Raw genomic sequence first — 26,784 nt, 5'->3', positions numbered from 1 at the left:
CTCTTTTTTATACGCTCAGCCTTAACTCACTAAATTCCTAAGTTAAACAACGGTGGAATAAACTTGTACCCACAATGCTTTGATATTGTCTTGGTCCTCGTCAGTCACACCTTCCGCTTCAAGTGTTTCTTGCAGTATTTCTGTAAAAGCACGATCAAACTCTTCCTGTCCTTCCCCTTCAACACTACTGTGTAACCCCAAAAGCCCGAGAAGATAAGCACAGTAAAACAGCTGATCGCCTTCCTCTGCATGGTGCTCCATATCTCGTAATCTGTCACACAATTGGTCTGCGCGTTCAGCAAAGGTCATTGTCATATTTGATCTCACATTATTTTTGATATCTGTTTTAAAACCTCTGCACAACAAGCATGCAATGATCTCAATTATAAAATACAAAAAAGCTGGGCGAGCCCCAGCTTTTAAAAGATACATTATACCTAGTTTTATTAAGGCTTTAAGTTCAGGGTTTCTAGCGTGTTAGCACGAATGGAAAGAAGAAGGTCCGTATTGTCGACCAATGATTGGCCATAAGAAGGCACCATTTCTTTCATTTTCGCTTGCCAATCAGCAGACTTAACACGATCATCAAAACAACGCTCTAGAATACCAATCATAGTATTAACCGTTGTTGATGCGCCTGGAGAAGCGCCTAGCAATGCAGCAAGAGTCCCGTCTTCAGTGGTAATAGCTTCTGTGCCAAACTCAAGCTTACCGCCACCTGCTTCATCTTTCTTAATAATTTGAACTCGCTGCCCTGCGTAAGCAAGCTCCCAATCTTCGTCTTTAGCATCAGGAAAAAACTGACGCAATGAATTGCAGCGATCCTTGTGGGATTGCATCACTTCGCTAATTAAGTAACGAGTGAGGTCCATATTATTTTTACCAACACTTAACATCGGCTTAATATTGTCAAACCGAACACTTTTAGGTAAATCGAAGAATGAACCTGTTTTCAAGAATTTTGTCGTAAAACCAGCAAATGGGCCAAACAAAATAGCCTTTTTACCATCTATGATTCGCGTATCCAAATGTGGAACAGACATTGGCGGCGCGCCAATCGGCGCAGCACCATAAACTTTAGCAAAATGCTGCTCTACCAATTCAGGCTTTTCACATACCAGCCACTGGCCACTTACTGGGAAACCGCCAAAGCCTTTGCCTTCTTTTACCTCTGCTTTTTGTAGCAAAGGCAAAGCGCCACCACCAGCACCTAGGAAAACAAATTTCGCATCGATAGTCTTACGAGAACCATTTTGCTCAATCGTGACGTCCCATCGCCCATCAGATCGTTTCTTCAGAGCACTTACTTCGCAATTCAGCTGCAAATCAAAGCCATCTAAGGTTTCTAAATGCTTACTCATATTGCGAGCAATCGCACCGAAGTTAACGTCAGTTCCATGCTCAATACGTGTTGCAGCAAGTGGCTCACTCTCATCACGATTATTCATGATAAGAGGCATCCACTCCTTCATCTTTTCACGATCTTCCGTGTATTGCATTTCTTTGAAAGCAGGATGTGCGCTCATAGCTGCATGACGCGCTTTTAGCATTTTGACGTTACGCTCACCCCAAACAAAGCTTTGATGAGGCACACGATGGATAAACTCTTGTGGTGCTGGCATCAACCCTTGCTCTACAAGGTATGACCAGAACTGAAGGCTGATTTCAAAAGCAGCATTAATATTAACTGCTTTATCAATATTCACCGAGCCATCCGCATTTTCAGACGTATAATTAAGCTCGCAGTATGCAGCATGGCCTGTTCCAGCATTGTTCCAGCCATCTGTACTTTCTTTCGCAACACTACCTAAGCGCTCGGCCATTAACATGGTCATGCTAGGGTCTAATTGCTTTAATAATACTCCTAAGGTGGTGCTCATCGCACCGCCCCCGACTAGTAAAACGTCTACAGAATTTGAGGTCATATGATTTCGCCGTGTCATAGCCAATTGTGAATTTGAGAGTGATGCAGAAAGGAGGCTTTTGGCCAGCAGTAAGCACAGTAGATGATATACTTTGCTCTCTCCACACTCTCTTCAGAACGCCTTTGCTCGTTCGCTGAACATTAAAAAATAAACAACGTATAAGGGATTCTGAGCAGGTGTAGGTTGATTATACGGATTTTGGAAACAATGTCTTGAGACCTTAGTATAAGAATGTATTTATATTCACATTTCAAAATACAAGATTAGCGACATTTTGTTGACTTTAGCAGCAAGAAGATCGATGTTAACGACATTAAGAAAAAACATGCTTTGATTATGCTGCTATATTGAATTATCAATATTCAACATAAGTATACTAAATCCTCTTATTTTCTAGCTTGATGAGTATGAAGATGAAAGCAAAAGATATTATGGTAACGGATGTCATCTGTGTTGACATGGATGAGCGCTTACCTCAAGTAAGACACATAATGGAAACAAATGGGTTCCATCATCTTCCTGTTACTGATAAAGGAAAACTGGTTGGCATTATCTCTGACCGAGATTTATTGCGCCTTATAAGTCCTTTTATAGACAGCGCTTCTGAACAGCCAAGAGACATTGATACCCTTAACCGAGCCGCCCACCAAGTAATGACTCGCCAACCCATTACTGTAAAAGCAGAAACACCAGTGGATGATATTGTTGCCTGGTTAAAACGGGTAGACATATCTTGTCTACCCGTTACAGACAATGAAGATAACATCGTAGGGATTATTTCGTGGCGTGACCTTGTCAATCACGCCACGTTTAAAGATTAATGCGTTTGGGCTTGATCACCTAAAGAATCAATTAAGTCTTCCTCTGTGAATTCATAGATTTCTGCACAGAATTGACAGTCAACTTTTACGCTACCTTGTTCGATGAGAAGCTCGCGGACTTCTTCTGCCCCCAACGACATAACCGCATCAAAAGTACGCTGACGAGAACACGAACAACCAAACTGCATTACCTTGGTGTCGTATAGACGAACTTCTTCTTCGTGGTATAAGCGATGCAATAATTCGCCCGTTTCAAGGCCAAGTAACTCATCTTCCTTTACAGTAGACGTAAGATGAATCAAACGCTCCCAAGCATCTTCATCCCCTTCTTTCGCTTGCTCTGCTGGCAAACGCTGTAAGAACAGACCACCACATTGTGTGCCATTCGCCGCCAACCAAACTCGGCTTGGCAGCTGTTCAGATTGCGAAAAGTACTGTTCAAGACATTCTGCCAAAGTATCGCCGCTGATTTCGACAATGCCTTGATAGCGCTGGCCATTACGCGGCTGAATAGTAATCGCTAAATAACCGCCCTCGAGCACCTCTTTTAAAGAGATCTCTTCTGGCACTACTTCGCTATCATCCCACTGCGCAATGCCACGCAGATTTTGGTTTTCATCACATTCCATCATCAAGGTCGACAAAAAACCATGACCTTTTGCCTGAATAGATAAAACACCATCTATTTTGATGATATCTCTTAACAATGCGATTGCTGCGACAAACTCACCTAAGAGTTTTTCTAGCGATAGTGGGTACTCTTTGCGTTTAATAATTTCTTGATAAGCATCATTCAGCAGCACTCGCTCACCACGGACGTTGCTATTATCAAAGGAAAACCGCTGTATTTCATTGATGATTACATTGTTCACTAGACACACCTTGATTAGACTAAAAAGCCCGACTTTTAAAAGTTCAAATTAATATTGTCGTTATTTTACCCTTGAGGCGATCAATCATCCACTTTAAACCGTGTATAAACTGGGAATATGCACGCTTGCTATTTCGTTTAGTCTGGCAGCACTCTAAAATGTTAGACATTATACTTTTTATTGAAAAGCCGATTGAAACGGCCAATATCACTTCTCATTAATTGAGATAAGAGATGTCTAGTTTTTATGATCCAATTTACTGAAGTTAGTCTACAGCGCGGTACTCAGTTCCTCCTTGAAGAAGCCGACCTCACCATTTTCGAAGGTCAAAAAGTTGGCCTAATTGGGGCCAATGGCGCTGGTAAATCCTCTTTATTCGCCATGATCAAAGGCGAGCTACACGCAGACACTGGCGAAGTGGTTTTACCCGGCCAACGACGTATCGCTTTTATGGCTCAAGAAGTAGAAGAAACGCAGCGCAGTGCGTTGGATTATTGCCTTGATGGCGACGACAAACTCAGAGAAATCGAGAGCAATATTGCTAAAGCCCAATCGAGTGGAGACGATCATGCTCACGCAAGCTGGCTAGGCGAATACGAAAATGCTCATGGCTACACTGCACAATCCCGTGGCGAAACATTACTGCAAGGTCTAGGTTTCAAGATGTCAGACATGCAAAGACCTGTGTCGGACTTCTCAGGGGGGTGGCGAATTCGGCTTAACCTTGCCAAAGCTTTAATGTGCCCTTCCGACGTTCTCTTGCTCGACGAACCAACCAACCACTTGGATTTGGATGCTGTTATGTGGCTGGAAAACTGGCTGCGACAATACCCTGGCACCTTGTTATTAATCTCCCATGATAGGGATTTCTTAGATGGCATTTGTAGCCATATTGTTCACCTCTATCAAAAGCAACTGGTGCTTTATAAAGGCAATTATTCAGACTACGAGCGCCAACGAGCCGAGCATCTAGCGCAACAACAAGCCAACTATGAGAAACAACAAGAGAAACGTGCGCATCTGCAGCAATATGTCGATCGCTTTCGTTATAAAGCTGATAAGGCGAAACAAGCTCAGAGCCGCTTAAAAATGCTCGAGAAGATGGAAATTATTGGTCCTGCGCATATAGACTCACAATTTGAGTTTTCCATTCCTGTCGCCGAGAAAACCTCGCAACTGTTGATCAATTTATCACAAGCTGACTTGGGCTATACCGCTGAATCAGGCGCAAAAACCGTTCAACTGGGCAACACTAACTTTGCTCTTCGAGACGGTCAGCGTATTGGTTTACTTGGTCCGAATGGCGCGGGCAAGTCAACCCTCATAAAGTCCATTGTTGGCGAAATTAGTATTTTGGCAGGGGATCGCATCACAGGTGAAAACCTAAAAATCGGTTACTTCTCACAACACCAACTCAGTGCTCTTGACCTAGAAGCTTCGCCCCTGTTGCACATTCAGCGCTTAACACCAAAAGTACTGGAAAGTGACATTCGTCGTTACTTAGGAGGCTTTGGTTTTATTGGTGACGACGCACTACGTGCGGTCAAAGGCTTTTCAGGTGGCGAAAAAGCGCGTTTGGCCTTATCTCTCATTTCGTGGGCCAAACCAAACCTATTAGTACTTGATGAACCAACTAACCATTTGGATATCGAAATGCGCCAAGCATTAACAGAAGCCTTGCAAGAGTTCCCAGGCTCTATTTTGCTGGTATCTCACGACCGGCACCTTCTTAATAGCACGGTTGATGAATTTTACCTCGTTGCGGACCATCAGATTCAAGCTTTCGATGGCGACTTACCAACTTATCATGCATGGTTACAAGCAAGACAAGCCAACGCAGCACAGCTGGAAAAAGGTGAGCTAGCAGGTGACAAACTCGATAAAGTGGACCGTAAAGAAGAACGTCGCAAAGCCGCTGAAATGCGTGAAAAGTTGCGACCGCTCCATAAGAAAATAGAAAAATATGAAAAAGCTGTTCAAGCAGCACAAGAGCAACTTGACCGTATTGCTGAGGCGATGGCAGATTCCAGCCTTTATGAAGCAGATAAAAAAGACGAGCTTCAACATTTGTTGAGTGACGAAGCTAAGTGGAAGAAGACCCAAGCAGAAAGTGAAGAAGCGTGGTTCGAGGCTCAAGAAGAGCTTGAAGAAGCCGAGACCTTGCTCGCTTAGGCGAATACAGAAAAGAACGTATAAACAAAGACTAAGTGCTAGAAATCCGTAAAGTTTTGCCTTAACACAAAGCTTTTACTCTAGTGCTGACATAATATTGTAACAATACTAAAGTACATTCCCACACAGCGAAAAGGAGAGATATTGGATGACATTTCCATACACTCGTATGCGTCGCATGCGTAAAAATGATTTTTCTCGCCGCCTGATGCGCGAGCATCATCTTTCATCAGACGATTTAATCTACCCAATGTTTATTCTTGAAGGCGATAATGTGCGCGAAGCCATTCCTTCTATGCCAAACATTGAACGCCTTTCTATTGACTTACTTCTAGAAGAAGCTAAAGAACTTGTCGAACTGGGCATCCCTACGATCGCACTATTTCCGGTTATAGAAAACGACAAGAAGTCTTTGCATGCTGAAGAAGCTTATAACCCAAACGGTTTGGTCCAACGCGCCGTTCGTGCGTTAAAAGACACATTCCCAGAACTAGGCGTTCTCACTGATGTTGCCCTCGATCCTTACACTACTCATGGCCAAGACGGCATTATTGATGATTCAGGCTACGTTCTGAATGACATCACAGTAGACACACTCGTCAAACAAGCGCTTTCCCATGCCAAAGCCGGTGCCGACGTAGTTGCACCATCCGACATGATGGACGGTCGAATTGGTGAAATCCGTGACGAACTTGAAGCTGAAGGCTTTATTAACACATTAATTATGGCGTATGCCGCAAAATATGCGTCTGCTTATTACGGCCCATTCCGTGATGCTATTGGCTCAAGCGGCAATCTAGGCAAAGGCAATAAATTTACTTACCAAATAGACCCAGCCAACTCAAATGAAGCTATCCGCGAGGTGATGCTCGACATAGAAGAAGGCGCGGATATGGTCATGGTAAAACCTGGCATGCCTTATTTGGACATTGTGCGCAGAGTAAAAACAGAACTTGAGGTACCAACGTTTGCTTATCAAGTAAGCGGTGAGTACGCAATGCACATGGCCGCTTTTCAAAATGGCTGGCTAGATAAAGATACGGTTATGATGGAATCACTTCTCGCTTTCAAACGCGCAGGGGCTGATGGAATCCTTACCTATTTTGCAAAAGATGCAGCACGCTTGCTAAAACGCTAGAAATTCAAATTTTTTAGTAAATAAGTACATTGAATCGGTGACCAGCAGGCTGCGTTGGTGTAATTTGTTAGGATATGCCTACACTTGTAGGCAAGAGGAACAATAATGCCAACAACACAATAAAACGGTATTTAGAGAGAATTAAAGCGCATGTCTGAGCAGTCGGTGAACGAAATAGATAAAAAAGAAACTATCCCCAGCCCTCCGCTGGAGCTGGATTCAGAGTTGGTACTGGAACCTATTCCTGAGCAACCACAGGATCCGAATAAGATAGCTATTGAAGAGCGTCTACCAGAGGAAATTGACCTGGCTGACCCAGAGCTCTATTTCAACCGTGAGCTGAGTCACCTTCAGTTTAACGCGCGCGTGCTTGAACAAGCCATGGATGAGAACCACCCAATCCTAAATCGATTGATGTTTCTGTGTATCTTTAGTTCGAACATGGATGAGTTTTTTGAGATCCGTGTTGCGGGTTTAAAAAGCCAATTAGAATACAGCCGTGAAAAAAATGGCCCTGACGGCATGCACCCGAAAAAAGTGCTTGGTCTGATCAGCGAACACGCTCACAAGCTAGTCCGCCGTCAATACCGTATTCTCAACGATATTATTTTACCTAAGCTAGCGACTGAAAATGTTAAGTTCATTCGTCGTACTGTATGGAATGAAAAACAAGCCGCTTGGGTAAAGCGCTATTTTCGTGACAATGTGCTGCCGATCATCAGTCCTATTGGACTCGATCCAGCACACCCGTTCCCTAGATTAGCAAACAAGACCTTCAACTTCGTTGTTGAACTAGAAGGCCGAGATGCCTTTGGTCGTGAAAATGGTCTTGCCATTGTTCCTGCACCAAGTTCACTGCCTCGACTTGTTAAATTACCAGATGAAGTGTGTGAAGGCGGAGACAATCTGGTTTTCCTTTCATCTATTATTCACGCTCATGCAGATCAATTATTTCCAGGTATGACAGTCAAAGGCTGTTTCCAATTCCGCCTGACTCGTAACGCGGATTTAGAAGTAGATTCCGACGACATCGGCGTCGATTTAGCAGGTGCATTACGCACAGAATTACAAAGTCGTCATTACGGTAGTTCGGTGCGATTGGAAATCGCCGAAAACTGCCCTCTTCATATCGTCGACTCTTTGCTGAAGCAATTTGATCTAGAGCAGCAAGACCTTTATCGCATCGATGGCCCTGTAAACCTTAGCCGTCTTATGGCTGTGCTCGAGTTAGTGGATCGCCCAGATCTAATGTACCCTCCTTTTTCTCCGGGCCTGCCTAGAAAGCTTGCCAGCTCTGGTGGATTGTTCGAGGCTATTCGTCAACGCGACTACTTACTCATGCACCCATTTGAGAGCTTCTCGCCTGTTATCGACTTATTAAGTGAAGCCGCGAAAGACCCAAGTGTGGTCGCCATTCGTCAGACGCTATATAGAACAGGCTCTCGCTCGCCGATTGCTAATGCATTGGTTGAAGCCGCTCGGAATGGCAAAGAAGTTACAGTTGTCATCGAATTACGTGCTCGCTTTGATGAAGCAGAAAACTTAGCCTTGGCAAGCCGCTTACAAGACGCAGGTGCTATTGTGGTTTATGGTGTTGTTCGTCATAAAACCCATGCGAAAATGATCCTAATCGTTCGTAGAGAAGGCGCAGACCTGACCCGTTACGTTCACCTAGGAACAGGTAACTACCACGCAGGTAATGCACGTCTCTACACCGACTATAGCTTTATGACCTGTGACAAGGAAATTGGTGATGATGTTCATCGCGTTTTCCAGCAGCTCACAGGAATGAGTAAAGAACTAAAAGTCAAAAAACTATTACACGCACCGTTCACTCTTCGAGACCGCTTGTTAGAAATGATAAACAGAGAAGCAGAAAATGCACTCAATGGTGAGCCTTCTCGTATTATTATTAAAGTAAACTCGTTAACAGAACAGAGACTGGTTCAATCTCTCTATAAAGCGTCTCAGGCAGGGGTAAAAATAGACTTAATTGTTCGTGGCATCTGCACATTGCGTCCTGGTATCAAAGGCATATCATCCAATATTCGTGTACGAAGCGTTATAGGACGATTCCTTGAACACACTAGAGTGTATTACTTCTACAACAATCGTAACCCTAAGGTTTATTTATCCAGCGCAGATGGCATGGATAGAAACTTAAACAATCGTATTGAAGTCGCCTTCCCTCTTCAGGATTATAAACAGACTCGCCGAGTGAAAAAGGAACTGGAGTATTACCTAACAGACAATACGCAAAGCTGGATTCTTCAGAGCGATGGCTCGTATCAGTTATCCAAACCAAGGAAAGGCGAATACCGCAGTGCACAACGAGCACTGCTTAGTGAATTAGCAGACAATACTCGATAATCCCGTACTCTTATCTACATAAAGCCCAGCATCAGACTGGGCTTTTTTGTGCATAAAAATAAGGCTTATCCCCAAGTCTTTTTGAACACATAAATTATTATGTCATCACATATATTTACTTAAAGATATAAGCCAATCATCATTTTTCTTGGGCCGACAGGAAATACGACCACCCTCTATCCATTCACGACACCTGTATATAGAATAAACAAAAATGTGCATAGAATGAGCAAAATCATATAAAAAGGCACTCTTATGAAAATAGTTACAACGTTCTTTTCCGCTTTGATTATTACTCTTCCTCTTACCGTAAAAGCTCAAACTGTTGAACTAACCACAATGAACTGGCCACCATTTTATGCAGAAAGCCTAGAAAAAGGCGGCTTCATTACAGCCATTGTAGAAGAAGCGCTTACTGAATCAGGTTATGACTCTACTATCGAATTCACAGGCTGGCAAAATGCTTTGGACAACGCGAAGAAGGGTGACAAAGACGCTATTGTAGGCGGTTACTATTCAGAGGAAAGAGCAAAAGAGTACTATTTCTCCATTCCCATTTACACCGTTCTAGCAGGTCTAATCAAAAAACCAGATTTCCCTATGAACAATTACTCTTCATTTGAAGAGCTCAATCAATACTCTATTGCTAAATTGAAAGGCACTGTAATCGGTGAATCATTTGATAACTTTCCGTTCTCAAACATTAAGGAATACGCAGAAGTTTCTGATGCTGTTAAAGCATTAGATTCTGGTGAAGTCCAACTATATGCAGATAGCTTAGCTGTTGCAAAAGAAGCCGCTAAAGCGGCAGGTATTGATGGCTCTCAACTACAGATCCTTCTTCCACCTCTAGAAGAAAATGACCTATACCTTTTGATTTCAAAAACCGCCCCTAACGCAGAAGAAATCCGCGATGCTTTTAACAAAGGACTAATATCACTCCAAGCTTCTGGACGTTACAGCGAGATATTAGTTGAATTCAATCAACAGTAATCATACCTAAACTCCATACTAAGCCCTGAAAGTAAGCGTTGCTTCCATAGAGCAAAGCAACTTCCAGGGCTTTTTCATTTGTTTTGATCTCCCCCCCGAATAGACAGCCGCCTATTACCATGTCGTAAAGTGATGTGGGGAGGATCTATCCAGATAGACGACATAGGCAATCTCTTTTAATGTCACGCTCTAATAGACCACATAAGGCACGATAAGGCGTCTTCTTTTGATGTCACGCGGTAACACATTAAAGGATGTGACAAACGCCAGCTGGATACAGAGGATAAACCATTACTACGTGGCGTGAGTTCAGATAGATAACACATGACGCGCTCTTTTGATGACCCGCGCAGACACGTCGAAGAATGAGACTGGCGCAAGCGGAGCAAAAGGCTAAGCGAGTGCAGCGAGGCTTATTGCTAACCCAGATGACTTTGCATTTCTTTAAGACGAAAAAAGCCCTGACAGCGTAGCTATCAGGGCCTTCTTAATATAAAGCTTGAAAATAACCTTATAACATGCGTATCTTTGATAAAAAGCCCCACTAGTGGGAGAGAATGTTTTGATGTTCTTAAACGAAAAAACCCCGACCTGCTGAGCAGGACGGGGTTTCTCTTAATATAAAGCTTGACGACGACCTACTCTCACATGGGATCTCCCACACTACCATCGGCGATGGCGCTTTTCACTTCTGAGTTCGGGATGGGATCAGGTGGTTCAACGCCTCTATGATCGTCAAGCAATTCGTTTTGCGTTTGTTTTGAGCTATGCGTTGATTGCATTGTCTTTCGACTTGTCTCAAAACACGCGAATACGTGCTTGGATCTTTAACAATTCATTTTGAAATAACGTGGATCAAGTATTAAACCGATGCTCATCATTGCTGATGCTTTATCGTATCTGTGTCTTTGTCATTTTGATGAGATTGAGCTTTCACTTTTCTCATCCAAAACCACTTTGGTGTTATATGGTCAAGCCTCACGAGCAATTAGTATTGGTTAGCTCAATGCCTCACAGCACTTACACACCCAACCTATCAACGTCCTAGTCTCGAACGGCTCTTTAGGGGACTTATGTCCCAGTGAGATCTTATCTTAAGGGAGGCTTCCCGCTTAGATGCTTTCAGCGGTTATCCCGTCCGAACATAGCTACCCGGCAATGCCACTGGCGTGACAACCGGAACACCAGAGGTTCGTCCACTCCGGTCCTCTCGTACTAGGAGCAGCTCCTCTCAAATCTCAAACGTCCACGGCAGATAGGGACCGAACTGTCTCACGACGTTCTAAACCCAGCTCGCGTACCACTTTAAATGGCGAACAGCCATACCCTTGGGACCGGCTTCAGCCCCAGGATGTGATGAGCCGACATCGAGGTGCCAAACACCGCCGTCGATGTGAACTCTTGGGCGGTATCAGCCTGTTATCCCCGGAGTACCTTTTATCCGTTGAGCGATGGCCCTTCCATACAGAACCACCGGATCACTAAGACCTACTTTCGTACCTGCTCGACGTGTCTGTCTCGCAGTTAAGCGTGCTTTTGCCTTTACACTCTATGCATGATTTCCGACCATGCTGAGCACACCTTCGTGCTCCTCCGTTACTCTTTGGGAGGAGACCGCCCCAGTCAAACTACCCACCACACAGTGTCCTCGATCCCGATAAGGGACCTGAGTTAGAACCTCAAACATACCAGGGTGGTATTTCAAGAGTGGCTCCATGCAAACTGGCGTCTGCACTTCAAAGCCTCCCACCTATCCTACACAAGTAGGTTCAAAGTTCACTGTGAAGCTATAGTAAAGGTTCACGGGGTCTTTCCGTCTAGCCGCGGATACACAGCATCTTCACTGCGATTTCAATTTCACTGAGTCTCGGGTGGAGACAGTGTGGCCATCGTTACGCCATTCGTGCAGGTCGGAACTTACCCGACAAGGAATTTCGCTACCTTAGGACCGTTATAGTTACGGCCGCCGTTTACTTGGGCTTCGATCAAGAGCTTCGCTTGCGCTAACCCCATCAATTAACCTTCAAGCACCGGGCAGGCGTCACACCCTATACGTCCACTTTCGTGTTTGCAGAGTGCTGTGTTTTTAATAAACAGTCGCAGCCACCTGGTATCTTCGACCGACTAGTGCTTACGGAGCAAGTCCTTCACACCGGCCGGCGTACCTTCTCCCGAAGTTACGGTACCATTTTGCCTAGTTCCTTCACCCGAGTTCTCTCAAGCGCCTTGGTATTCTCTACCTGACCACCTGTGTCGGTTTGGGGTACGGTTCGATCATATCTGAAGCTTAGAAGTTTTTCCTGGAAGCATGGCATCAACCACTTCGCCCAAAAGAGGGCTCGTCGTCAGTTCTCGGTCTTAAAGGGACCCGGATTTGCCTAAGTCCCAAACCTACCGCCTTAAACACAGACAACCATCGCTGTGCTGGCCTAGCCTTCTCCGTCTCTCCATCGCAATATGTACGAGTACAGGAATATTAACCTGTTTCCCATCGACTACGCATTTCTGCCTCGCCTTAGGGGCCGACTCACCCTGCCCTGATTAACATGGGACAGGAAACCTTGGTCTTCCGGCGGGGGAGTTTTTCACTCCCCTTATCGTTACTCATGTCAACATTCGCACTTCTGATACCTCCAGCCTGCCTTACAGCTTGACCTTCAACGGCTTACAGAACGCTCCTCTACCATGCCTAGTAAACTAAGCATCCGTAGCTTCGGTGTACAGTTTGAGCCCCGTTATATCTTCCGCGCAGGCCGACTCGACTAGTGAGCTATTACGCTTTCTTTAAAGGATGGCTGCTTCTAAGCCAACCTCCTAGCTGTCTAAGCCTTCCCACATCGTTTCCCACTTAACTGTAACTTTGGGACCTTAGCTGACGGTCTGGGTTGTTTCCCTTTCCACGACGGACGTTAGCACCCGCCGTGTGTCTCCCGTAATTGCACTCATTGGTATTCGGAGTTTGCATGGGGTTGGTAAGTCGGGATGACCCCCTAGCCCAAACAGTGCTCTACCCCCAATGGTGAGATACGAGGCGCTACCTAAATAGCTTTCGAGGAGAACCAGCTATCTCCGAGCTTGATTAGCCTTTCACTCCTATCCACAAGTCATCCCCAGCCTTTTCAACGGATGTGGGTTCGGTCCTCCAGTTGATGTTACTCAACCTTCAACCTGCTCATGGATAGATCGCCCGGTTTCGGGTCTATTCCCAGCAACTAAACGCCCTATTAAGACTCGGTTTCCCTACGGCTCCACTATGTGCTTAACCTTGCTACTGAAAATAAGTCGTTGACCCATTATACAAAAGGTACGCAGTCACGGAACAAGTCCGCTCCCACTGCTTGTACGTACACGGTTTCAGGATCTATTTCACTCCCCTCACAGGGGTTCTTTTCGCCTTTCCCTCACGGTACTGGTTCACTATCGGTCAGTCAGGAGTATTTAGCCTTGGAGGATGGTCCCCCCATATTCAGACAGGATAACACGTGTCCCGTCCTACTCGTTTTCATGATTAAGGTGTTTTCGTATACGGGGCTATCACCCTCTATCGCGGCACTTTCCAGAGCCTTCTACTAACACCAAAACCACTTAAGGGCTAATCCCCTTTCGCTCGCCGCTACTTAGGGAATCTCGGTTGATTTCTTTTCCTCCGGGTACTTAGATGTTTCAGTTCCCCGGGTTCGCCTCCACACAGCTATGTATTCACTGTGGGATACTCTACAAGTAGAGTGGGTTTCCCCATTCGGACATGTTCGGATCAAAGTCTGTTTATCGACTCCCCGAACCTTTTCGCAGATTACCACGTCCTTCATCGCCTCTGACTGCCAAGGCATCCACCGTGCACGCTTGGTCACTTGACCATATAACCCAAAATAGTTTTTTACGATTCCAAAAGGAAAAGTAGAAACATAAATCAGACCACATACCAAAGAGCTTTTGTGTCTCTTTGGATTTACGATAATAGAAGTCACTAGGTTAAAGTGAACTTCCACCGGTTTAACGCTTGATTCATCGTTATTTCAAAATTCGAATTGTTAAAGAGCAAGTTTAGTGCAAAGCACTAAGTCAGATGCTTGATGGATAAACCATTCAAACCTCTTGCTTAGAACTCTGTGCTAATGCTTTTAAGATAGGTATCAGATAATTTGTGTGAACGCTCACCAGAGGTTTCTATCGTTTAAGGAGGTGATCCAGCCCCAGGTTCCCCTAGGGCTACCTTGTTACGACTTCACCCCAGTCATTGACCACTCCGTGGTAACCGCCATCCCCGAAGGGTTAAGCTAGCTACTTCTGGAGCAATCAACTCCCATGGTGTGACGGGCGGTGTGTACAAGGCCCGGGAACGTATTCACCGTGACATTCTGATTCACGATTACTAGCGATTCCGACTTCATGGAGTCGAGTTGCAGACTCCAATCCGGACTACGACGTACTTTCTGGGATTCGCTTACTATCGCTAGTTCGCAGCCCTCTGTATACGCCATTGTAGCACGTGTGTAGCCCTACTCGTAAGGGCCATGATGACTTGACGTCGTCCCCACCTTCCTCCGGTTTGTCACCGGCAGTCTCCTTAAAGTTCCCACCCGAAGTGCTGGCAAATAAGGATAAGGGTTGCGCTCGTTACGGGACTTAACCCAACATTTCACAACACGAGCTGACGACAGCCATGCAGCACCTGTCTCAGTGTTCCCGAAGGCACCAAAGCATCTCTGCTAAGTTCACTGGATGTCAAGAGTAGGTAAGGTTCTTCGCGTTGCTTCGAATTAAACCACATGCTCCACCGCTTGTGCGGGCCCCCGTCAATTCATTTGAGTTTTAACCTTGCGGCCGTACTCCCCAGGCGGTCTACTTATTGCGTTAGCTGCGCCACTAAGTCATTACAACCCAACGGCTAGTAGACATCGTTTACGGCGTGGACTACCAGGGTATCTAATCCTGTTTGCTCCCCACGCTTTCGCACCTCAGTGTCAGTATCAGTCCAGGGTGTCGCCTTCGCCACTGATGTTCCTTCCTATATCTACGCATTTCACCGCTACACAGGAAATTCCACACCCCTCTACCGTACTCTAGCCTGCCAGTATCGGGTGCCATTCCAAGGTTGAGCCCTGGGATTTCACATCCGACTTAACAAACCACCTACGCGCGCTTTACGCCCAGTAATTCCGATTAACGCTTGCACCCTCTGTATTACCGCGGCTGCTGGCACAGAGTTAGCCGGTGCTTCTTCTGGGGCTAACGTCAAAATAACTAGGTATTAACTAGCTACCCTTCCTCACCCCTGAAAGTGCTTTACAACCCTAAGGCCTTCTTCACACACGCGGCATGGCTGGATCAGGCTTTCGCCCATTGTCCAATATTCCCCACTGCTGCCTCCCGTAGGAGTCTGGGCCGTGTCTCAGTCCCAGTGTGACTGGTCATCCTCTCAGACCAGTTAAAGATCGTCGCCTTGGTAGGCCTTTACCCTACCAACTAGCTAATCTTACGCAGGCTCATCTAATAGCGGAAGGCTCCGAAGAGTCCCCTCCTTTCCCCCTTAGGGCGTATGCGGTATTAGCATGCGTTTCCACATGTTGTCCCCCTCTACTAGGCAGATTCCTACGCGTTACTCACCCGTCCGCCGCTCGTCAGCAGGAGCAAGCTCCCCTGTTACCGCTCGACTTGCATGTGTTAAGCCTGCCGCCAGCGTTCAATCTGAGCCATGATCAAACTCTTCAGTTAAAAAGTTTGCTTACTCAAAATCTATTACACTAACAATAACTTAATCGACTCATCATCCCTAAGAACAATAAGCCAACATAAAGCGAATTGACGTGTTAGACGTTTCGCAAGACTTCAATTTTTTTGATCATCTCGAATCAGTTAAAAACCAATCCGGACAATCTTCTGAAGCCTCTAGCGAGCGCCCACACAAATTATCTGATTATCTATTTTAAAGAGCGTGCTAACTTGAATGACTAACCAAATCATATTTAGTTAGTTGAACTTGGTCTTCGTTGCTCTGAAGCCTTGTCCGTGTCAGCGAGGGCGTATATTAAGGATCTACAGATTTTGTGCAACCCTTTTCGGCATTTTCTTTCAATTTATTTTAAATGAAAGCGTATTCGTTCATAAAACAGTCAAAAACCACTCTCTTTGGTTATAAAGCAACCAAATAAAGAGAATTTACGTATTATCAATCTATCAATTCAGGCATTTCTACTGATACAGAACGCACTACTTTCATTTCCTGAGTACCGATAGCCACTTGGTAAGCAATCACCTCAACTCCCTTCCCAACCACTTCAATAAATGCTTCTGCATACTTTTTATCTATGTGAGCAGCGGGTGTAACAGAATCAATTCCCATATGACTCACACAAAAAAACATGACGGCACGATGACCTTCTTCGACCACCTTCGCCAGTTCATATAAGTGCTTGCGACCACGATCCGTCACCGCATCAGGGAAATACCCCAATCCGTCTTCTTCTAATAAGGTGACGTTTTTAACTTCTACATAACACTTGCGACCATCATCACCTGTCAATAACCAATCAATACGACTTTTCTCGCCATACTTCACTTCTGCTTTCTGTTCTGTATACCCAGCAAGCTCAGTCACAACACCATCAGCAATGGCTTCGCCTACCAATTTATTTGGGTAACCTGTATTAATGCAAGCCAAATACTGCTCATCGACCTCCACCAGCTCCCATGTATAAGCCAGCTTACGCTTTGGGTTATCACTTTTAGATAGCCATACACGAGCGCTATCTTGCTGACAACGTTTCATTGATCCAGTATTGGGGCAATGGGCCACCACAACCTCACCATTTGGCAATTCAATATCGGACAAAAAGCGCTTATAGCGTTTAATCAATTTTCCTTCTATTAAGGGGGTTGGAAATTTCAACCTACGACTCCAAAACTTTTCACAATACTCAATACAAACAAAAAGGCTCTCTTTGTAATTAAAAAGAGAGCCGATTGAAATATAAAGCCATTATGCAGTAATAAGGAATTACAACAACCACATAACGCTATGAAATTTCTCGCAAACTAAGCTCCGTCTCAAACGAATAAAATTTTGCAGTTAGACCAGCAACACGTACCCCATAAAGGCGTGCTGTATCGAGGTCTCCTTGTGACATTTCTTCTGGTCCTGCATCGGCAGCCACTTGTGCCATTGGCCCAAGAAATGAACCCATTCGGTTAATATCATCACGCTGTGACGCTTTTGTGTTAGATGACTTCATTCCCATCCCCACCCAGATGCCTCGATGCTGAGCCGCAAATAAAGTAAAGTATTGCAATGTCGATAGCTTGTCGCCATTAATACTAGAGCTATTGGTAAAACCACCAAACACCTTGTTTTTCCATTTGTCCTCAAACCACTGCTTTGATGACGCATCTGCAAATTTCTTAAACTGCCAGCTAGGTCCACCCATATAGGTTGGAGATCCTAGAATCACAAAGTGCGCTTTGCTAATATCAGACCACGCTGTTTCGCTTAACTCACCATTTGCATCAATCGGTAGCAGTTTGGCGTTTGCCCCATCCGCCACGGCTTCTGCCACACGCTGAGTATGACCGTAACCAGAATGATAAATAACTACCCCTTTCAACTCTGAAGAAAAACTCATAACACACCTCTTAATTTGATTAATAAAGTTTGTCTTAAAGACAAGACAAAAGACGCTCAGCTTTTCATCACAGAGCGCAACGCAAAGACTTTTGCTTAAATTGAAATAACAAAACTGCCAACACCAACGATGGAAGAATTACATGCAGCCACTGCTGATTTAGTACGAGCGTAATAAGCGCCCCAACTAAAACCAAACCACCTAAAGCAAGGCCAGCACGTCGCCATTTAAGTGACGACTTGGCTTGCCAATAAGCACTTAAAAGCTCAAGTGCCGCGGTGATGTAATGGAAACCATCGGGGTAACCCCAACGATGGTAGTCTTCAAGCAAGGGCACTGGCGGAAACACATTCAACAACCCAGCAAAGACAAAAAAAGCGACCAATAACCAAGTCATAAAATTTTGATAAGAAAACAGTTTCATTTGAGTACTCTCCTGACTATCGCAATGTTGGCGTAGTTTGCTTACCAGACGGCATGCGAGTAGGTGCTGTACGCTCAAGCATCCAGCCAGGGTATTCTGGCGCGAGACAACTTACTGCATCCAATGTATTTAGATCTTCCTGGTCCAGCTTGACCTCTACCGCCGCAAGGTTCTGCTCTATTTGATCAAAGCGTTTTGCCCCCGTGATCACAGATGTTACAAAAGGCTTACTCAATACATAAGCAAGCGCCACTGCAGCAATAGAAGCACCATGTTTTGCAGCAATCGGGCGCATAGCATCAACACATGCCCAAACTTTGTCCCTATCCACAGGAGGGAAGTCAAAATTGGCACGACGACCTTCACCTTTTGAGTCTGGTGAAAACTTTCCTGATAGCAGTCCGCCAGCCAAAGGAGACCAGGCCAGTAATCCCATCTTTTCTTCCATTAACATGGGAGCCATCTCACGCTCTAAATCTCTCCCAGCCAAAGAAAAATAGCCTTGCACCGTTTCAAATCGCGCAAAGCCTTCTCGCTCAGCAATGCCCTGTGCTTTCGCGATCCGCCAAGCCGCCCAATTAGACAAACCGATATAACGAATCACTCCTCGCGAAATAAGGTCATCAAGTGTACGAAGTGTTTCTTCAATGGGCGTAACAGGATCGTTAGCGTGAATTTGATATAGATCGATGTAATCCGTCTGCAAACGTTCCAAACTTGCCTCCACCGAATCCAAAATATGGCCTCGAGAAGCGCCTCTATCATTCGGACCATTGCCCGAAGGATTAAAGACCTTAGTTGCAATGACCACATCTTTACGAGGCACGTTCAGATTTTTTAAAGCTTGGCCTAACATTTTCTCGGAGTGGCCATTTGTGTACACATCCGCCGTATCAAAAAAATTAACACCAGCGGAAAAGCAACAATCCACAATACTGTCTGCTGTCGCCTGATCCATTCCAGCAATATCGTGATATAGACCTTGCTGACCAACCGGACCAAATGTCATAGTTCCAAGGCATATTTCCGACACAAATAACCCAGTATTACCCAGTTGGTTATAGCGCATGTCATTCTCCCAAATAAGTGGAACCAGCTCGCCTGACTCTCTAGAATTCCACTTTACCTTGTGATATTTTTACGATAAAGCACCCTAATAAAAACCCATTGTTATCAAAAAGAGAAACAATGCAAAACCTTGATAATCTAGCTATATTTATTCGTATCTCAGAAATGGGCAGTTTCACAGGCGCCGCAGAAAGCCTTGGCATCCAAAAAGGTCGAGCCTCTAATGTCGTACGCCAATTAGAAGCTCAGGTTGGAACGCGTCTTCTACACCGCTCAACTAGAAAAGTTCAACTCACAGAAAACGGGCGAAATTTTTATCTACGAGCTTGCGCTTTACTCGCTGATGCAGAAGAACTCAATCTTATGTTTGCAAAGGATGATGCTCTGCTTGAAGGTCGAATACGTGCAGATTTACCAACAGAATTCGCGCGCGCGAACATTATTCCTGAATTACCTAAATTCATGGAAAAGTACCCTGGTATTGAACTCGAAATTTCCAGTACAGACCGCAGGGTGGATTTAATAAAAGAAGGTATGGATTGTGTACTTAGGGTCGGAGGTGTTCTCGACGATACACTGGTTGCTAGGCACCTTGGCGATCTAAAAATGGTGAATGCAGCAAGCCCTGAGTATCTTAAACAATACGGAGTCCCGCACACACTAGAGGACTTAATAAGCCAAGGCCATCGCATTGTTCACTACACACCAACATTAGGTAATCGTCCATTCGGATGGGAATATTATGATGGTCAAAGCTATCAATCCCTAGACCTCCCCGGCTCACTGCGTGTCAACAACGTTCAGACTTACCATGGCGCGGGCATAGCTGGACTTGGATTGATACAAGCCGGCCTATCCAGCCTGAAACCATTTTTAAGCGACGGATCTCTTGTTGAAGTACTACCAAGCCTACAATCAGAACCCTTACCTGTTTCTATTGTCGTAGCACACAGACAAAACTTGTCTCGTCGAGTACGCATTTTTATATCTTGGATTGAGGAAGTATTAACGCCTTATCTTGATTAGTTTGACTTCAACAGCGCCCAGATTTTTTAGACAGTAAACACAAACAAAAACAGCCCTCTTTACTATAAAGAGAGCTGTTTTGATAACGATATAGTATAGGAACATCCTCCCCTGCCACAATCGAGAAGTAAAACCTTATCCCATCAACTCAAGCAAATGGGCTGCGGCGGCTTTAGGATCATCAGCGCTGCAAATTGCAGAGACCAGCGCTAAACCATGAACACCAGTGGAACAAAGTTCAGGGATATTCCCTTCATGGATTCCTCCAATTGCAACAATAGGTAAAGACGTTACCTTGAGTGCCGACTTCAATCCATCTATTCCCCAATGATGCTTGGTGTTGGTTTTTGTTGGTGTGGCGAAGATGGCACTTAAACCAATGTAATCAATCGGCAAAGCATCGGCTGCAGCAAGTTGCTCTTGTGTTTCGATTGATAGACCTAATATTTTATCAGGGCCAATTAACTGACGAGCGATCTTAGCTGGCATGTCCGATTGACCGAGATGAACGCCATCGGCATCCACTGCAAGTGAGACATCGACTCGGTCATTAATAATTAAAGGAATGCCTGTTCCTTGAAGAACCTTTTTAACGGCCAAAGCTCGTTCAATAAAAGCACGCACATCGCCATGCTTTTCGCGAACTTGAACCATGGTCACACCACCAGCTACCGCCTTAGAAACGACTTCCGTCAAGGTGGCGAGGTCTTGTTGATCATCAGTGACCAAATATAAGCGATAGGCGTTCATCGTCCTCCTCTTGAGCCTCTTATGAATTAATAACTTGCAACTTCAGGCGCTTGGCTAGTGTCGCTTCATCTAACAGGTATAATTCATCGAGAATGGTTAGTTGCAGACTGCCCGGCCCCCGCGACTGTTCGGCCGCGATTTCTCCGACAACACCAAGCACAGCTGCAGCCGCCACACCGGTTTCTTCGCCCACCGCCGCAAAGGCCGCCGTCAGAGCGCTCAATGTACAACCCATTCCGGTCACACAAGGCATCATGGCATGGCCATTGTTGAGCTTAACCGTTTGCTCACTTGTCACTATGTAATCGGTCTCTCCGGAAATAACGACACAGGCGCCATACTCCTTCACCAAGAAATACGCCGCGCTCAGTGCGATATCGCTGCTATCTAGTGCATCCACGCCTTTGCTTTTTGCTTGTTCGTTGGCCAGTGCGATGATTTCCGATGCGTTACCTCGGATAATCAGTTGATCGGCCAAGCGCGCTATTTCGCGAGAGGTGTCAGTCCGCAATATACTGGCTCCGCAACCGACGGGGTCAAGTACGACCACTTTGCCATTCGCATTAGCTTGTTCGACAGCAAACGTCATACGTGGAATCCAAGCGCTATCTAGCGTACCGATATTGATCACCAATGCCCCAGCAAACGCCATCATCTCTGCCATTTCTTGCTTAGAATGCGCCATAATGGGAGACGCGCCAATGGCCAACAGTGCATTAGCCGTATTGTTCATCACCACATAGTTGGTAATGCTTACTACTAAAGGCTTTTGCTCTCTTACGGCAGTAAGTGCTTGAGTGATTTGTTCAACTAACATCTTCATACTCCTATCAATCTTACTTAGCGTTTAAGCCTTGTTGCCAAAAGGCGATTTCCATACGGGTAGCCGTCTTAAATACATCAACTAAATTCTGTCCACGCTGACTGTTTATATCAATCTCGGCCAATAGCTTATTAAAGTGCTCCATCCCTGTCATAACACTCGATTGGTAGTCGTCACCACTATAAAGCTCAATCCAGCTCGCATAAGGGTTACCCTCAATGACGGTACTTTCATCTTCAAGCAACTTCTTACCAATCACGCCATAACCAACAGAACATGGCGCTAACGCTGCATAAAGATCGACTAAATCGCCAGTCATACCCGCATCCAATACATAACGGGTGTAGGCCACCGTACCAAAATCTTCCGCTTCGTTTTCAAGATCCGCTTCTGTTAATCCCCATTGTGCGCAATATTCCACATGATGAGCGGTTTCTGAATCTAACAGGTTATACACAGTCGGCAAGGCACGGCGCATATCTTCTAACGTACGCGCTTTGTATATTGCCAAGGCATACGCACGGGCATATTGCTTGAGAAACAGGAAATCTTGCTTTAGATAATGCAAAAAGCACGATTGCTCAAGAGTGCCTTTTGCTAACTGCTGCACAAAAGCGTGTTCTGTGTAGGCCGTCCAATCTTCCTGACAAGCGGCGATCAAATCTTGGTATTTCATATTACAAATCTCTTAAAGTAAGGTGCTTTAGGTATTAGTCAAAAGTCGGTACGTAATTTTTCGCTTTCGGCAACGTATTAATGATTTGATGGTCATACAAGAAATGGGCGTAATCGTCATAGCGTTTAAAATCTACCGCGGCTGGGCGTAGCGCAAAGCGGCTCAAGGAATCATTCCAAGCGCGCTTATTTAACTCGTTATTAAGCGTATCTGGGGCGTAAGCAACAAACTGCTCCCACGCCTCACTTGGATGGTTGACGATGTAGGTTGTTGCTTGTTGAATGGCCTTATTAAAGGCTTCTATGTCTTCTTTATTGTAGGTGTTGGCGTTGGCGACAAAGATCAACTCGTCATAAGAAGGCACACCGTGCTCTTCTGGGTAAAAGGCTTTGGCTTTGTAACCTTCTAGCGCGAGCTGATTGATTTCAAAGTTACGAAAACCACCCCAAATCGCATCCACTTTGCCTGAGGCAAGTGAGGACGAGAGCGCCCAACCCACATTAATAATGTTTACATCAGAAAATTTAACGCCTTCTTGCCCAAGCATGGTGCTAAGGGTGGCTTCTTCGTTACCCGAAATAGAGATGCCGATTTTCTTACCTTTTAGATCAGCAAGGGAGTCGTTCTTACCATTATCAAGCACCAACAAAGTATTCAACGGTGTCGCGACCAATGTTGAAGCACGGATCAAAGGTAAACCAGCAGACACATCCATTGTTAAATTTGGTTGGTATGACACGGCCAAATCCACTTTACCAGCAGCAACTAATTTAGCTGGCGTACTTGGGTCAGCAGGCTCTTCGATTTTCACCTGCAGACCAGCCTGCTCAAAGTAGCCGCGCTCTTTAGCGATAATGATCGGACCATGTCCTGGATTAACAAACCAATCGAGCATTAATGTTAGGTTCTTTTCTGCTGCCATAACGTTGTTCGAAACTAGCACCGCGAACAGAGCGATAGCACTCAGCAATGTATTTTTATTCATCGATTTTTTCCTTTAATGATTCTATTTATTTTCCCAAGGGATGGCTTTTTTCAATACTATGTCGGTGGTGAAGTACAGAGTGATCGAGAGCACCGCGAGAATAAATAAAGCGGCAAACATCTCATCAATAATCATCCGCGCATTCGCTTGCAGCATCAGATAGCCCAATCCTTCACTTGACCCTACCCATTCGCCAACCACCGCGCCGATCGGCGCAATAACAACGGCAACACGAATGCCTGAGGCCAGCGTAGGCAAGGCTGCAGGAAATTGAATGTGTCGCAACAATTGCCATTTCGAGGCACCCATGGTTTTCGCAAGATCTAAATAGCCGATAGGTGTGTTACGCAAGCCGTCATAACAACAGGTAGTCACCGGAAAGAAGATAATAATGGCCGCTATGACCACTTTTGAGGCGATGCCATAGCCTAACCAGAGCATCATCACTGGCGCGATGGCAAATACAGGAATGGCTTGACTGGCAATCAATATGGGAAGTAGCCAACGCTTAAGCGGCTGAAACATCAACATCATCAAGGCAAACATTAACCCCATGGTTAACCCTAAACCGAGACCGAGCAAAATCTCTTGCGCGGTGACCCAAGTATGTTTGAGCAGCACATCGTAGCGGGTTCCTAAACGATCTAGCACCGCCATAGGCGATGGCAAAATAAAACTTGGCATTTGAAAAGCCACCACCACAAGCTGCCAAAGACCAAGGATCACCGCCGCGCTAATCATTAACCGCAGCACTGAATAAGTAATACGCTCTTTCTTACTAAGGCGTGTCGACACTGAATGGTACTGAGCCATATCACTCATAATCTTTCTCCAACTGATCCAGAATAGCTTGTTGCAAAGCAGCGCATTCAGCATCGAGTTTTCGAGGGGGCGACGACTCAGGAACATCCAACTGCTGGGCTTGGGCGGGCGCACCTTGCAGAACATACAATTGATCAGCCAAACGCACAGCCTCTTGCGGATCATGAGTGATCAACACAACCGTTTTGTCTTTTAACAAGGAGACGGACAAGGTCTGTAACTTGTGCCGAGTAACCGCATCAAGGGCTGAGAAAGGCTCGTCCATCAACACCAGTGGTTTGTCTTGCATTAAAGTACGAGCAAGCGCCACGCGTTGACGCATTCCTCCAGACAGCTGGGCGGGAGTCATATAGGCATTATCTGCAAGGCCGACTTGCTCAAGCAAACTCAGCGCACGCTGCTTATCCTGCTCTTTGTTAGGAGCGACATTGGCAAAGCGTGAGCTTAAACACACGTTATCCAGCACATTTAACCAAGGAAGGAGCAAATCTTGCTGTGCCATATACGCAATATGGTCATGTAATACTATGTTCTCAGCAGATACATCATTGCCACTAACCTCAATCTCACCTTGCCATTCCACTTGATCGTCTAGCAACCCAGCAAGATAACGCAACAGCGTCGTTTTACCGCTGCCACTTCGCCCCAGCAGCACCGTCCACTGCTTCGCAGGAATAGTCATGTTCACACCGGCTAAAGTCGATGCCGAGCTACCTCTGTATTGCAGGCCCCCATGACGAATCTTTATGCCGATGATGGCTTTAGCGCACATCTTGATGGCCTGCAAAGAAGTGATGAACTGGGCCATGGCCTTGACCAATATCTAACTCATCCGCGTGGGCAATCGCGCCGGTAATATACTGTTTACCTAACTGTACGGATTGCTGCAGGCTATTGCCCTGAGCAAGGTAAGAAGCAATCGCAGAAGAAAGCGTGCAACCTGTTCCATGGGTATTTTTTGTGAACAGGCGCTTAGCACTTAATAATTCAAAGCCATCTTGTGTGATCAAAAGGTCGTTACTGTTTTCGTCCGTTTCTAAATGACCTCCTTTCAGCAAGACTGCTTTTGCCCCCAATGCACGCAAGTCCGCCATCATGTCATTCATTTCGACTTCGGATTGAGGTACGGCGCGATTGGTTAACGCTGCGGCTTCTGGCAAGTTCGGTGTAACAATGTCAGCAAGGGGAAGCAACGTCTCTTTTAACGCGGAGATCGCCGAATGCTTAAGCAATAAATCACCGCTAGTCGCCACCATCACCGGATCAATCACGACATGTTGCGGCTGATATTGGCGCAGCTTAGCGGCCACGACCTTGATGATACTGACATCAGCCAGCATGCCTATTTTCACGGCGGCAACATTGAGATCAGTAAAAACAGCATCTAATTGACTCGCGACATGATCCAGCGGGATAGGAAAAATGGCGGAAACACCTAGTGTATTTTGCGAGGTTATGGCGGTAATAACCGAACAGGCAAAGCTACCCGTAGCAGACATAGCCTTAATATCCGCTTGAATACCCGCACCGCCACCACTGTCTGACCCTGCAATGGTAAGCACAATAGGAATATTTTTTGACGTGGTTTGATTCGTTTTTTGCTGTTTAAGGTGTTGCTGTGTAGAGGGTGCCATTATCGTTCCTATTAAAGACGTATAGGAACTGACTTTGGCCATTCTGGAGGGATCAAAGATCGGACTCGTATAAAATAGCCGTAATTGCTCGGCTAAAGGCAAAGTGCAAATAGTTCCCTACGCCAGTGCTAACTGAATCAGGTTCTGCGGGTCTCTTTCGATCTCAGCCAATGCATTGGCCCCCCGACTATTTCACAGAAAGGATAACAGGACATTCAGGTGAAAGGTATTCTTTTTTAAACAGCCAACACATACAAAAACGGCCCTCTTGGTAATAAAGAGAGCCGTTTGATTAGACTATTGATGAGTAAGGATCATTCCCACTCTATCGTAGCAGGTGGCTTAGACAATACGTCGTAAGTCACGCGGGAGATGTGTTCGATTTCGTTGATGATACGACCAGACACTTTCTCTAGCAGTTCGTATGGTAGGTGCGCCCAACGAGCTGTCATGAAGTCGATGGTTTCAACAGCACGAAGTGCTACCACGTATTCGTAACGGCGGCCGTCGCCTACTACGCCAACAGATTTAACTGGAAGAAATACCGCGAAGGCTTGGCTTGTTTTCTCGTACCAGCCCGCGTTACGCAGCTCTTCGATGAAGATAACGCCCGCACGACGAAGGATGTCGGCACGCAAACTTATGACCAAAAGACAGCTGCGATTA

20 protein-coding genes, 3 rRNA genes, 1 pseudogene and 1 riboswitch are annotated in these 26,784 nt (G+C 45.5%); of the genes and pseudogenes, 6 read left to right on the top strand and 18 right to left on the bottom strand.

Annotated features, from left to right (window positions below; genetic code table 11):
- Positions 1-42 precede the first annotated feature (42 nt).
- Both JSY38_RS11835 and mqo read right to left on the bottom strand, forming a co-directional pair.
- On the bottom strand, positions 43-315 hold the full coding sequence (locus tag JSY38_RS11835; protein ID WP_114413499.1) for a YfcL family protein: 273 nt from the start codon (positions 313-315) through the stop codon (positions 43-45).
- A gap of 131 nt (positions 316-446) precedes the next feature.
- Positions 447-1,949 (bottom strand): malate dehydrogenase (quinone), encoded by a 1,503-nt coding sequence (mqo, locus tag JSY38_RS11830; protein WP_275586980.1) that lies wholly within the window; start codon positions 1,947-1,949, stop codon positions 447-449.
- A gap of 389 nt (positions 1,950-2,338) precedes the next feature.
- Here mqo and JSY38_RS11825 point away from each other — a divergent pair, with 389 nt between their 5' ends.
- Entirely contained in the window at positions 2,339-2,746 is a 408-nt protein-coding gene (locus JSY38_RS11825; RefSeq protein ID WP_205113377.1) for a CBS domain-containing protein, read from the top strand.
- Here the strand turns inward: JSY38_RS11825 and hslO are convergent.
- Positions 2,743-3,618, bottom strand: a complete 876-nt coding sequence (gene hslO, locus JSY38_RS11820) for an Hsp33 family molecular chaperone HslO (protein WP_205113376.1) — start codon at positions 3,616-3,618, stop codon at positions 2,743-2,745. The two genes, JSY38_RS11825 and hslO, sit on opposite strands and share 4 nt — an antisense overlap.
- Before the next feature lie 246 nt (positions 3,619-3,864).
- Between hslO and JSY38_RS11815 the strand changes: the two genes are divergently transcribed.
- The 4 genes from JSY38_RS11815 to JSY38_RS11800 all read left to right on the top strand — a co-directional run bounded on the left by JSY38_RS11815 (position 3,865) and on the right by JSY38_RS11800 (position 10,291).
- Positions 3,865-5,790: an ABC-F family ATP-binding cassette domain-containing protein gene (locus tag JSY38_RS11815; RefSeq protein ID WP_205113375.1), complete on the top strand. Its 1,926-nt coding sequence runs from the start codon at positions 3,865-3,867 to the stop codon at positions 5,788-5,790.
- A gap of 148 nt (positions 5,791-5,938) precedes the next feature.
- Positions 5,939-6,928, top strand: a complete 990-nt coding sequence (gene hemB, locus JSY38_RS11810) for a porphobilinogen synthase (protein ID WP_114413496.1) — start codon at positions 5,939-5,941, stop codon at positions 6,926-6,928.
- A 150-nt stretch (positions 6,929-7,078) separates the two neighbouring features.
- Positions 7,079-9,298 (top strand): polyphosphate kinase 1, encoded by a 2,220-nt coding sequence (ppk1, locus tag JSY38_RS11805; protein WP_114413497.1) that lies wholly within the window; start codon positions 7,079-7,081, stop codon positions 9,296-9,298.
- 255 nt (positions 9,299-9,553) lie between these two features.
- Positions 9,554-10,291, top strand: coding sequence for a substrate-binding periplasmic protein (locus tag JSY38_RS11800; protein WP_114413498.1), 738 nt, complete (start codon positions 9,554-9,556; stop codon positions 10,289-10,291).
- A gap of 625 nt (positions 10,292-10,916) precedes the next feature.
- Here the strand turns inward: JSY38_RS11800 and rrf are convergent.
- The 7 genes from rrf to JSY38_RS11765 all read right to left on the bottom strand — a co-directional run bounded on the left by rrf (position 10,917) and on the right by JSY38_RS11765 (position 19,403).
- A 5S ribosomal RNA gene (gene rrf / locus JSY38_RS11795) occupies positions 10,917-11,031 on the bottom strand.
- Between the two features lie 227 nt (positions 11,032-11,258).
- Positions 11,259-14,148: ribosomal RNA gene (locus tag JSY38_RS11790) — 23S ribosomal RNA — on the bottom strand.
- 318 nt (positions 14,149-14,466) lie between these two features.
- Positions 14,467-16,006 (bottom strand): 16S ribosomal RNA (locus JSY38_RS11785).
- The 16S, 23S and 5S rRNA genes sit together here, the layout of an rRNA operon.
- 454 nt (positions 16,007-16,460) lie before the next feature.
- On the bottom strand, positions 16,461-17,180 hold the full coding sequence (gene sfsA / locus JSY38_RS11780; RefSeq protein ID WP_205113374.1) for a DNA/RNA nuclease SfsA: 720 nt from the start codon (positions 17,178-17,180) through the stop codon (positions 16,461-16,463).
- 127 nt (positions 17,181-17,307) lie between these two features.
- Entirely contained in the window at positions 17,308-17,910 is a 603-nt protein-coding gene (locus tag JSY38_RS11775; RefSeq protein ID WP_114413804.1) for a flavodoxin family protein, read from the bottom strand.
- Positions 17,911-17,977: 67 nt separating this feature from the next.
- Positions 17,978-18,334, bottom strand: a complete 357-nt coding sequence (locus JSY38_RS11770) for a DoxX family protein (protein ID WP_114413803.1) — start codon at positions 18,332-18,334, stop codon at positions 17,978-17,980.
- Between the two features lie 16 nt (positions 18,335-18,350).
- Positions 18,351-19,403, bottom strand: a complete 1,053-nt coding sequence (locus JSY38_RS11765; RefSeq protein ID WP_205113373.1) for an aldo/keto reductase — start codon at positions 19,401-19,403, stop codon at positions 18,351-18,353.
- A gap of 119 nt (positions 19,404-19,522) precedes the next feature.
- Here JSY38_RS11765 and JSY38_RS11760 point away from each other — a divergent pair, with 119 nt between their 5' ends.
- Positions 19,523-20,428 (top strand): LysR family transcriptional regulator, encoded by a 906-nt coding sequence (locus JSY38_RS11760; protein WP_114412913.1) that lies wholly within the window; start codon positions 19,523-19,525, stop codon positions 20,426-20,428.
- Between the two features lie 135 nt (positions 20,429-20,563).
- On the opposite strand, the gene thiE is transcribed toward JSY38_RS11760, so the two are convergent.
- The 8 genes and pseudogenes from thiE to JSY38_RS11720 form a co-directional block, all read right to left on the bottom strand.
- Entirely contained in the window at positions 20,564-21,178 is a 615-nt protein-coding gene (gene thiE, locus JSY38_RS11755) for a thiamine phosphate synthase (protein WP_205113372.1), read from the bottom strand.
- Between the two features lie 19 nt (positions 21,179-21,197).
- Positions 21,198-21,995: a hydroxyethylthiazole kinase gene (gene thiM, locus JSY38_RS11750; RefSeq protein ID WP_205113371.1), complete on the bottom strand. Its 798-nt coding sequence runs from the start codon at positions 21,993-21,995 to the stop codon at positions 21,198-21,200.
- A gap of 19 nt (positions 21,996-22,014) precedes the next feature.
- On the bottom strand, positions 22,015-22,677 hold the full coding sequence (gene tenA / locus JSY38_RS11745; RefSeq protein WP_205113370.1) for a thiaminase II: 663 nt from the start codon (positions 22,675-22,677) through the stop codon (positions 22,015-22,017).
- A 34-nt stretch (positions 22,678-22,711) separates the two neighbouring features.
- Positions 22,712-23,662, bottom strand: coding sequence for an ABC transporter substrate-binding protein (locus JSY38_RS11740; protein ID WP_205113369.1), 951 nt, complete (start codon positions 23,660-23,662; stop codon positions 22,712-22,714).
- Positions 23,663-23,683: 21 nt separating this feature from the next.
- On the bottom strand, positions 23,684-24,484 hold the full coding sequence (locus JSY38_RS11735; protein WP_338041430.1) for an ABC transporter permease: 801 nt from the start codon (positions 24,482-24,484) through the stop codon (positions 23,684-23,686).
- Positions 24,477-25,292, bottom strand: a complete 816-nt coding sequence (locus JSY38_RS11730) for an ABC transporter ATP-binding protein (protein WP_239543959.1) — start codon at positions 25,290-25,292, stop codon at positions 24,477-24,479. The genes JSY38_RS11735 and JSY38_RS11730 overlap by 8 nt, the downstream gene beginning before the upstream one ends.
- Positions 25,246-26,118, bottom strand: coding sequence for a bifunctional hydroxymethylpyrimidine kinase/phosphomethylpyrimidine kinase (gene thiD / locus JSY38_RS11725; RefSeq protein WP_205113368.1), 873 nt, complete (start codon positions 26,116-26,118; stop codon positions 25,246-25,248). Before thiD ends, JSY38_RS11730 begins: the two co-directional genes overlap by 47 nt.
- 97 nt (positions 26,119-26,215) lie before the next feature.
- Positions 26,216-26,314, bottom strand: a riboswitch (TPP riboswitch).
- Between the two features lie 118 nt (positions 26,315-26,432).
- A pseudogene (locus JSY38_RS11720) lies at positions 26,433-26,750 on the bottom strand (GMP synthase (glutamine-hydrolyzing)); the annotation flags it as partial.
- Positions 26,751-26,784 lie beyond the last annotated feature (34 nt).

Origin of the sequence: Marinomonas foliarum (assembly GCF_016906065.1) — a bacterium.
In the GTDB taxonomy this organism is placed as follows: domain Bacteria; phylum Pseudomonadota; class Gammaproteobacteria; order Pseudomonadales; family Marinomonadaceae; genus Marinomonas; species Marinomonas foliarum.
This window is presented reverse-complemented; position numbering and strand designations above follow the sequence as displayed.

Coding starts and splice junctions, on each gene's coding strand:
- JSY38_RS11835 (WP_114413499.1), bottom strand. CDS start 315: ATGACAATGACCTTTGCTGAACGCGCAGACCAATTGTGTGACAGATTA.
- JSY38_RS11825 (WP_205113377.1), top strand. CDS start 2,339: ATGAAAGCAAAAGATATTATGGTAACGGATGTCATCTGTGTTGACATG.
- JSY38_RS11815 (WP_205113375.1), top strand. CDS start 3,865: ATGATCCAATTTACTGAAGTTAGTCTACAGCGCGGTACTCAGTTCCTC.
- hemB (WP_114413496.1), top strand. CDS start 5,939: ATGACATTTCCATACACTCGTATGCGTCGCATGCGTAAAAATGATTTT.
- ppk1 (WP_114413497.1), top strand. CDS start 7,079: ATGTCTGAGCAGTCGGTGAACGAAATAGATAAAAAAGAAACTATCCCC.
- JSY38_RS11800 (WP_114413498.1), top strand. CDS start 9,554: ATGAAAATAGTTACAACGTTCTTTTCCGCTTTGATTATTACTCTTCCT.
- JSY38_RS11775 (WP_114413804.1), bottom strand. CDS start 17,910: ATGAGTTTTTCTTCAGAGTTGAAAGGGGTAGTTATTTATCATTCTGGT.
- JSY38_RS11770 (WP_114413803.1), bottom strand. CDS start 18,334: ATGAAACTGTTTTCTTATCAAAATTTTATGACTTGGTTATTGGTCGCT.
- JSY38_RS11765 (WP_205113373.1), bottom strand. CDS start 19,403: ATGCGCTATAACCAACTGGGTAATACTGGGTTATTTGTGTCGGAAATA.
- JSY38_RS11760 (WP_114412913.1), top strand. CDS start 19,523: ATGCAAAACCTTGATAATCTAGCTATATTTATTCGTATCTCAGAAATG.
- thiE (WP_205113372.1), bottom strand. CDS start 21,178: ATGAACGCCTATCGCTTATATTTGGTCACTGATGATCAACAAGACCTC.
- thiM (WP_205113371.1), bottom strand. CDS start 21,995: ATGTTAGTTGAACAAATCACTCAAGCACTTACTGCCGTAAGAGAGCAA.
- tenA (WP_205113370.1), bottom strand. CDS start 22,677: ATGAAATACCAAGATTTGATCGCCGCTTGTCAGGAAGATTGGACGGCC.
- JSY38_RS11740 (WP_205113369.1), bottom strand. CDS start 23,662: ATGAATAAAAATACATTGCTGAGTGCTATCGCTCTGTTCGCGGTGCTA.
- JSY38_RS11735 (WP_338041430.1), bottom strand. CDS start 24,484: ATGAGTGATATGGCTCAGTACCATTCAGTGTCGACACGCCTTAGTAAG.
- JSY38_RS11730 (WP_239543959.1), bottom strand. CDS start 25,292: ATGGCCCAGTTCATCACTTCTTTGCAGGCCATCAAGATGTGCGCTAAA.
- thiD (WP_205113368.1), bottom strand. CDS start 26,118: ATGGCACCCTCTACACAGCAACACCTTAAACAGCAAAAAACGAATCAA.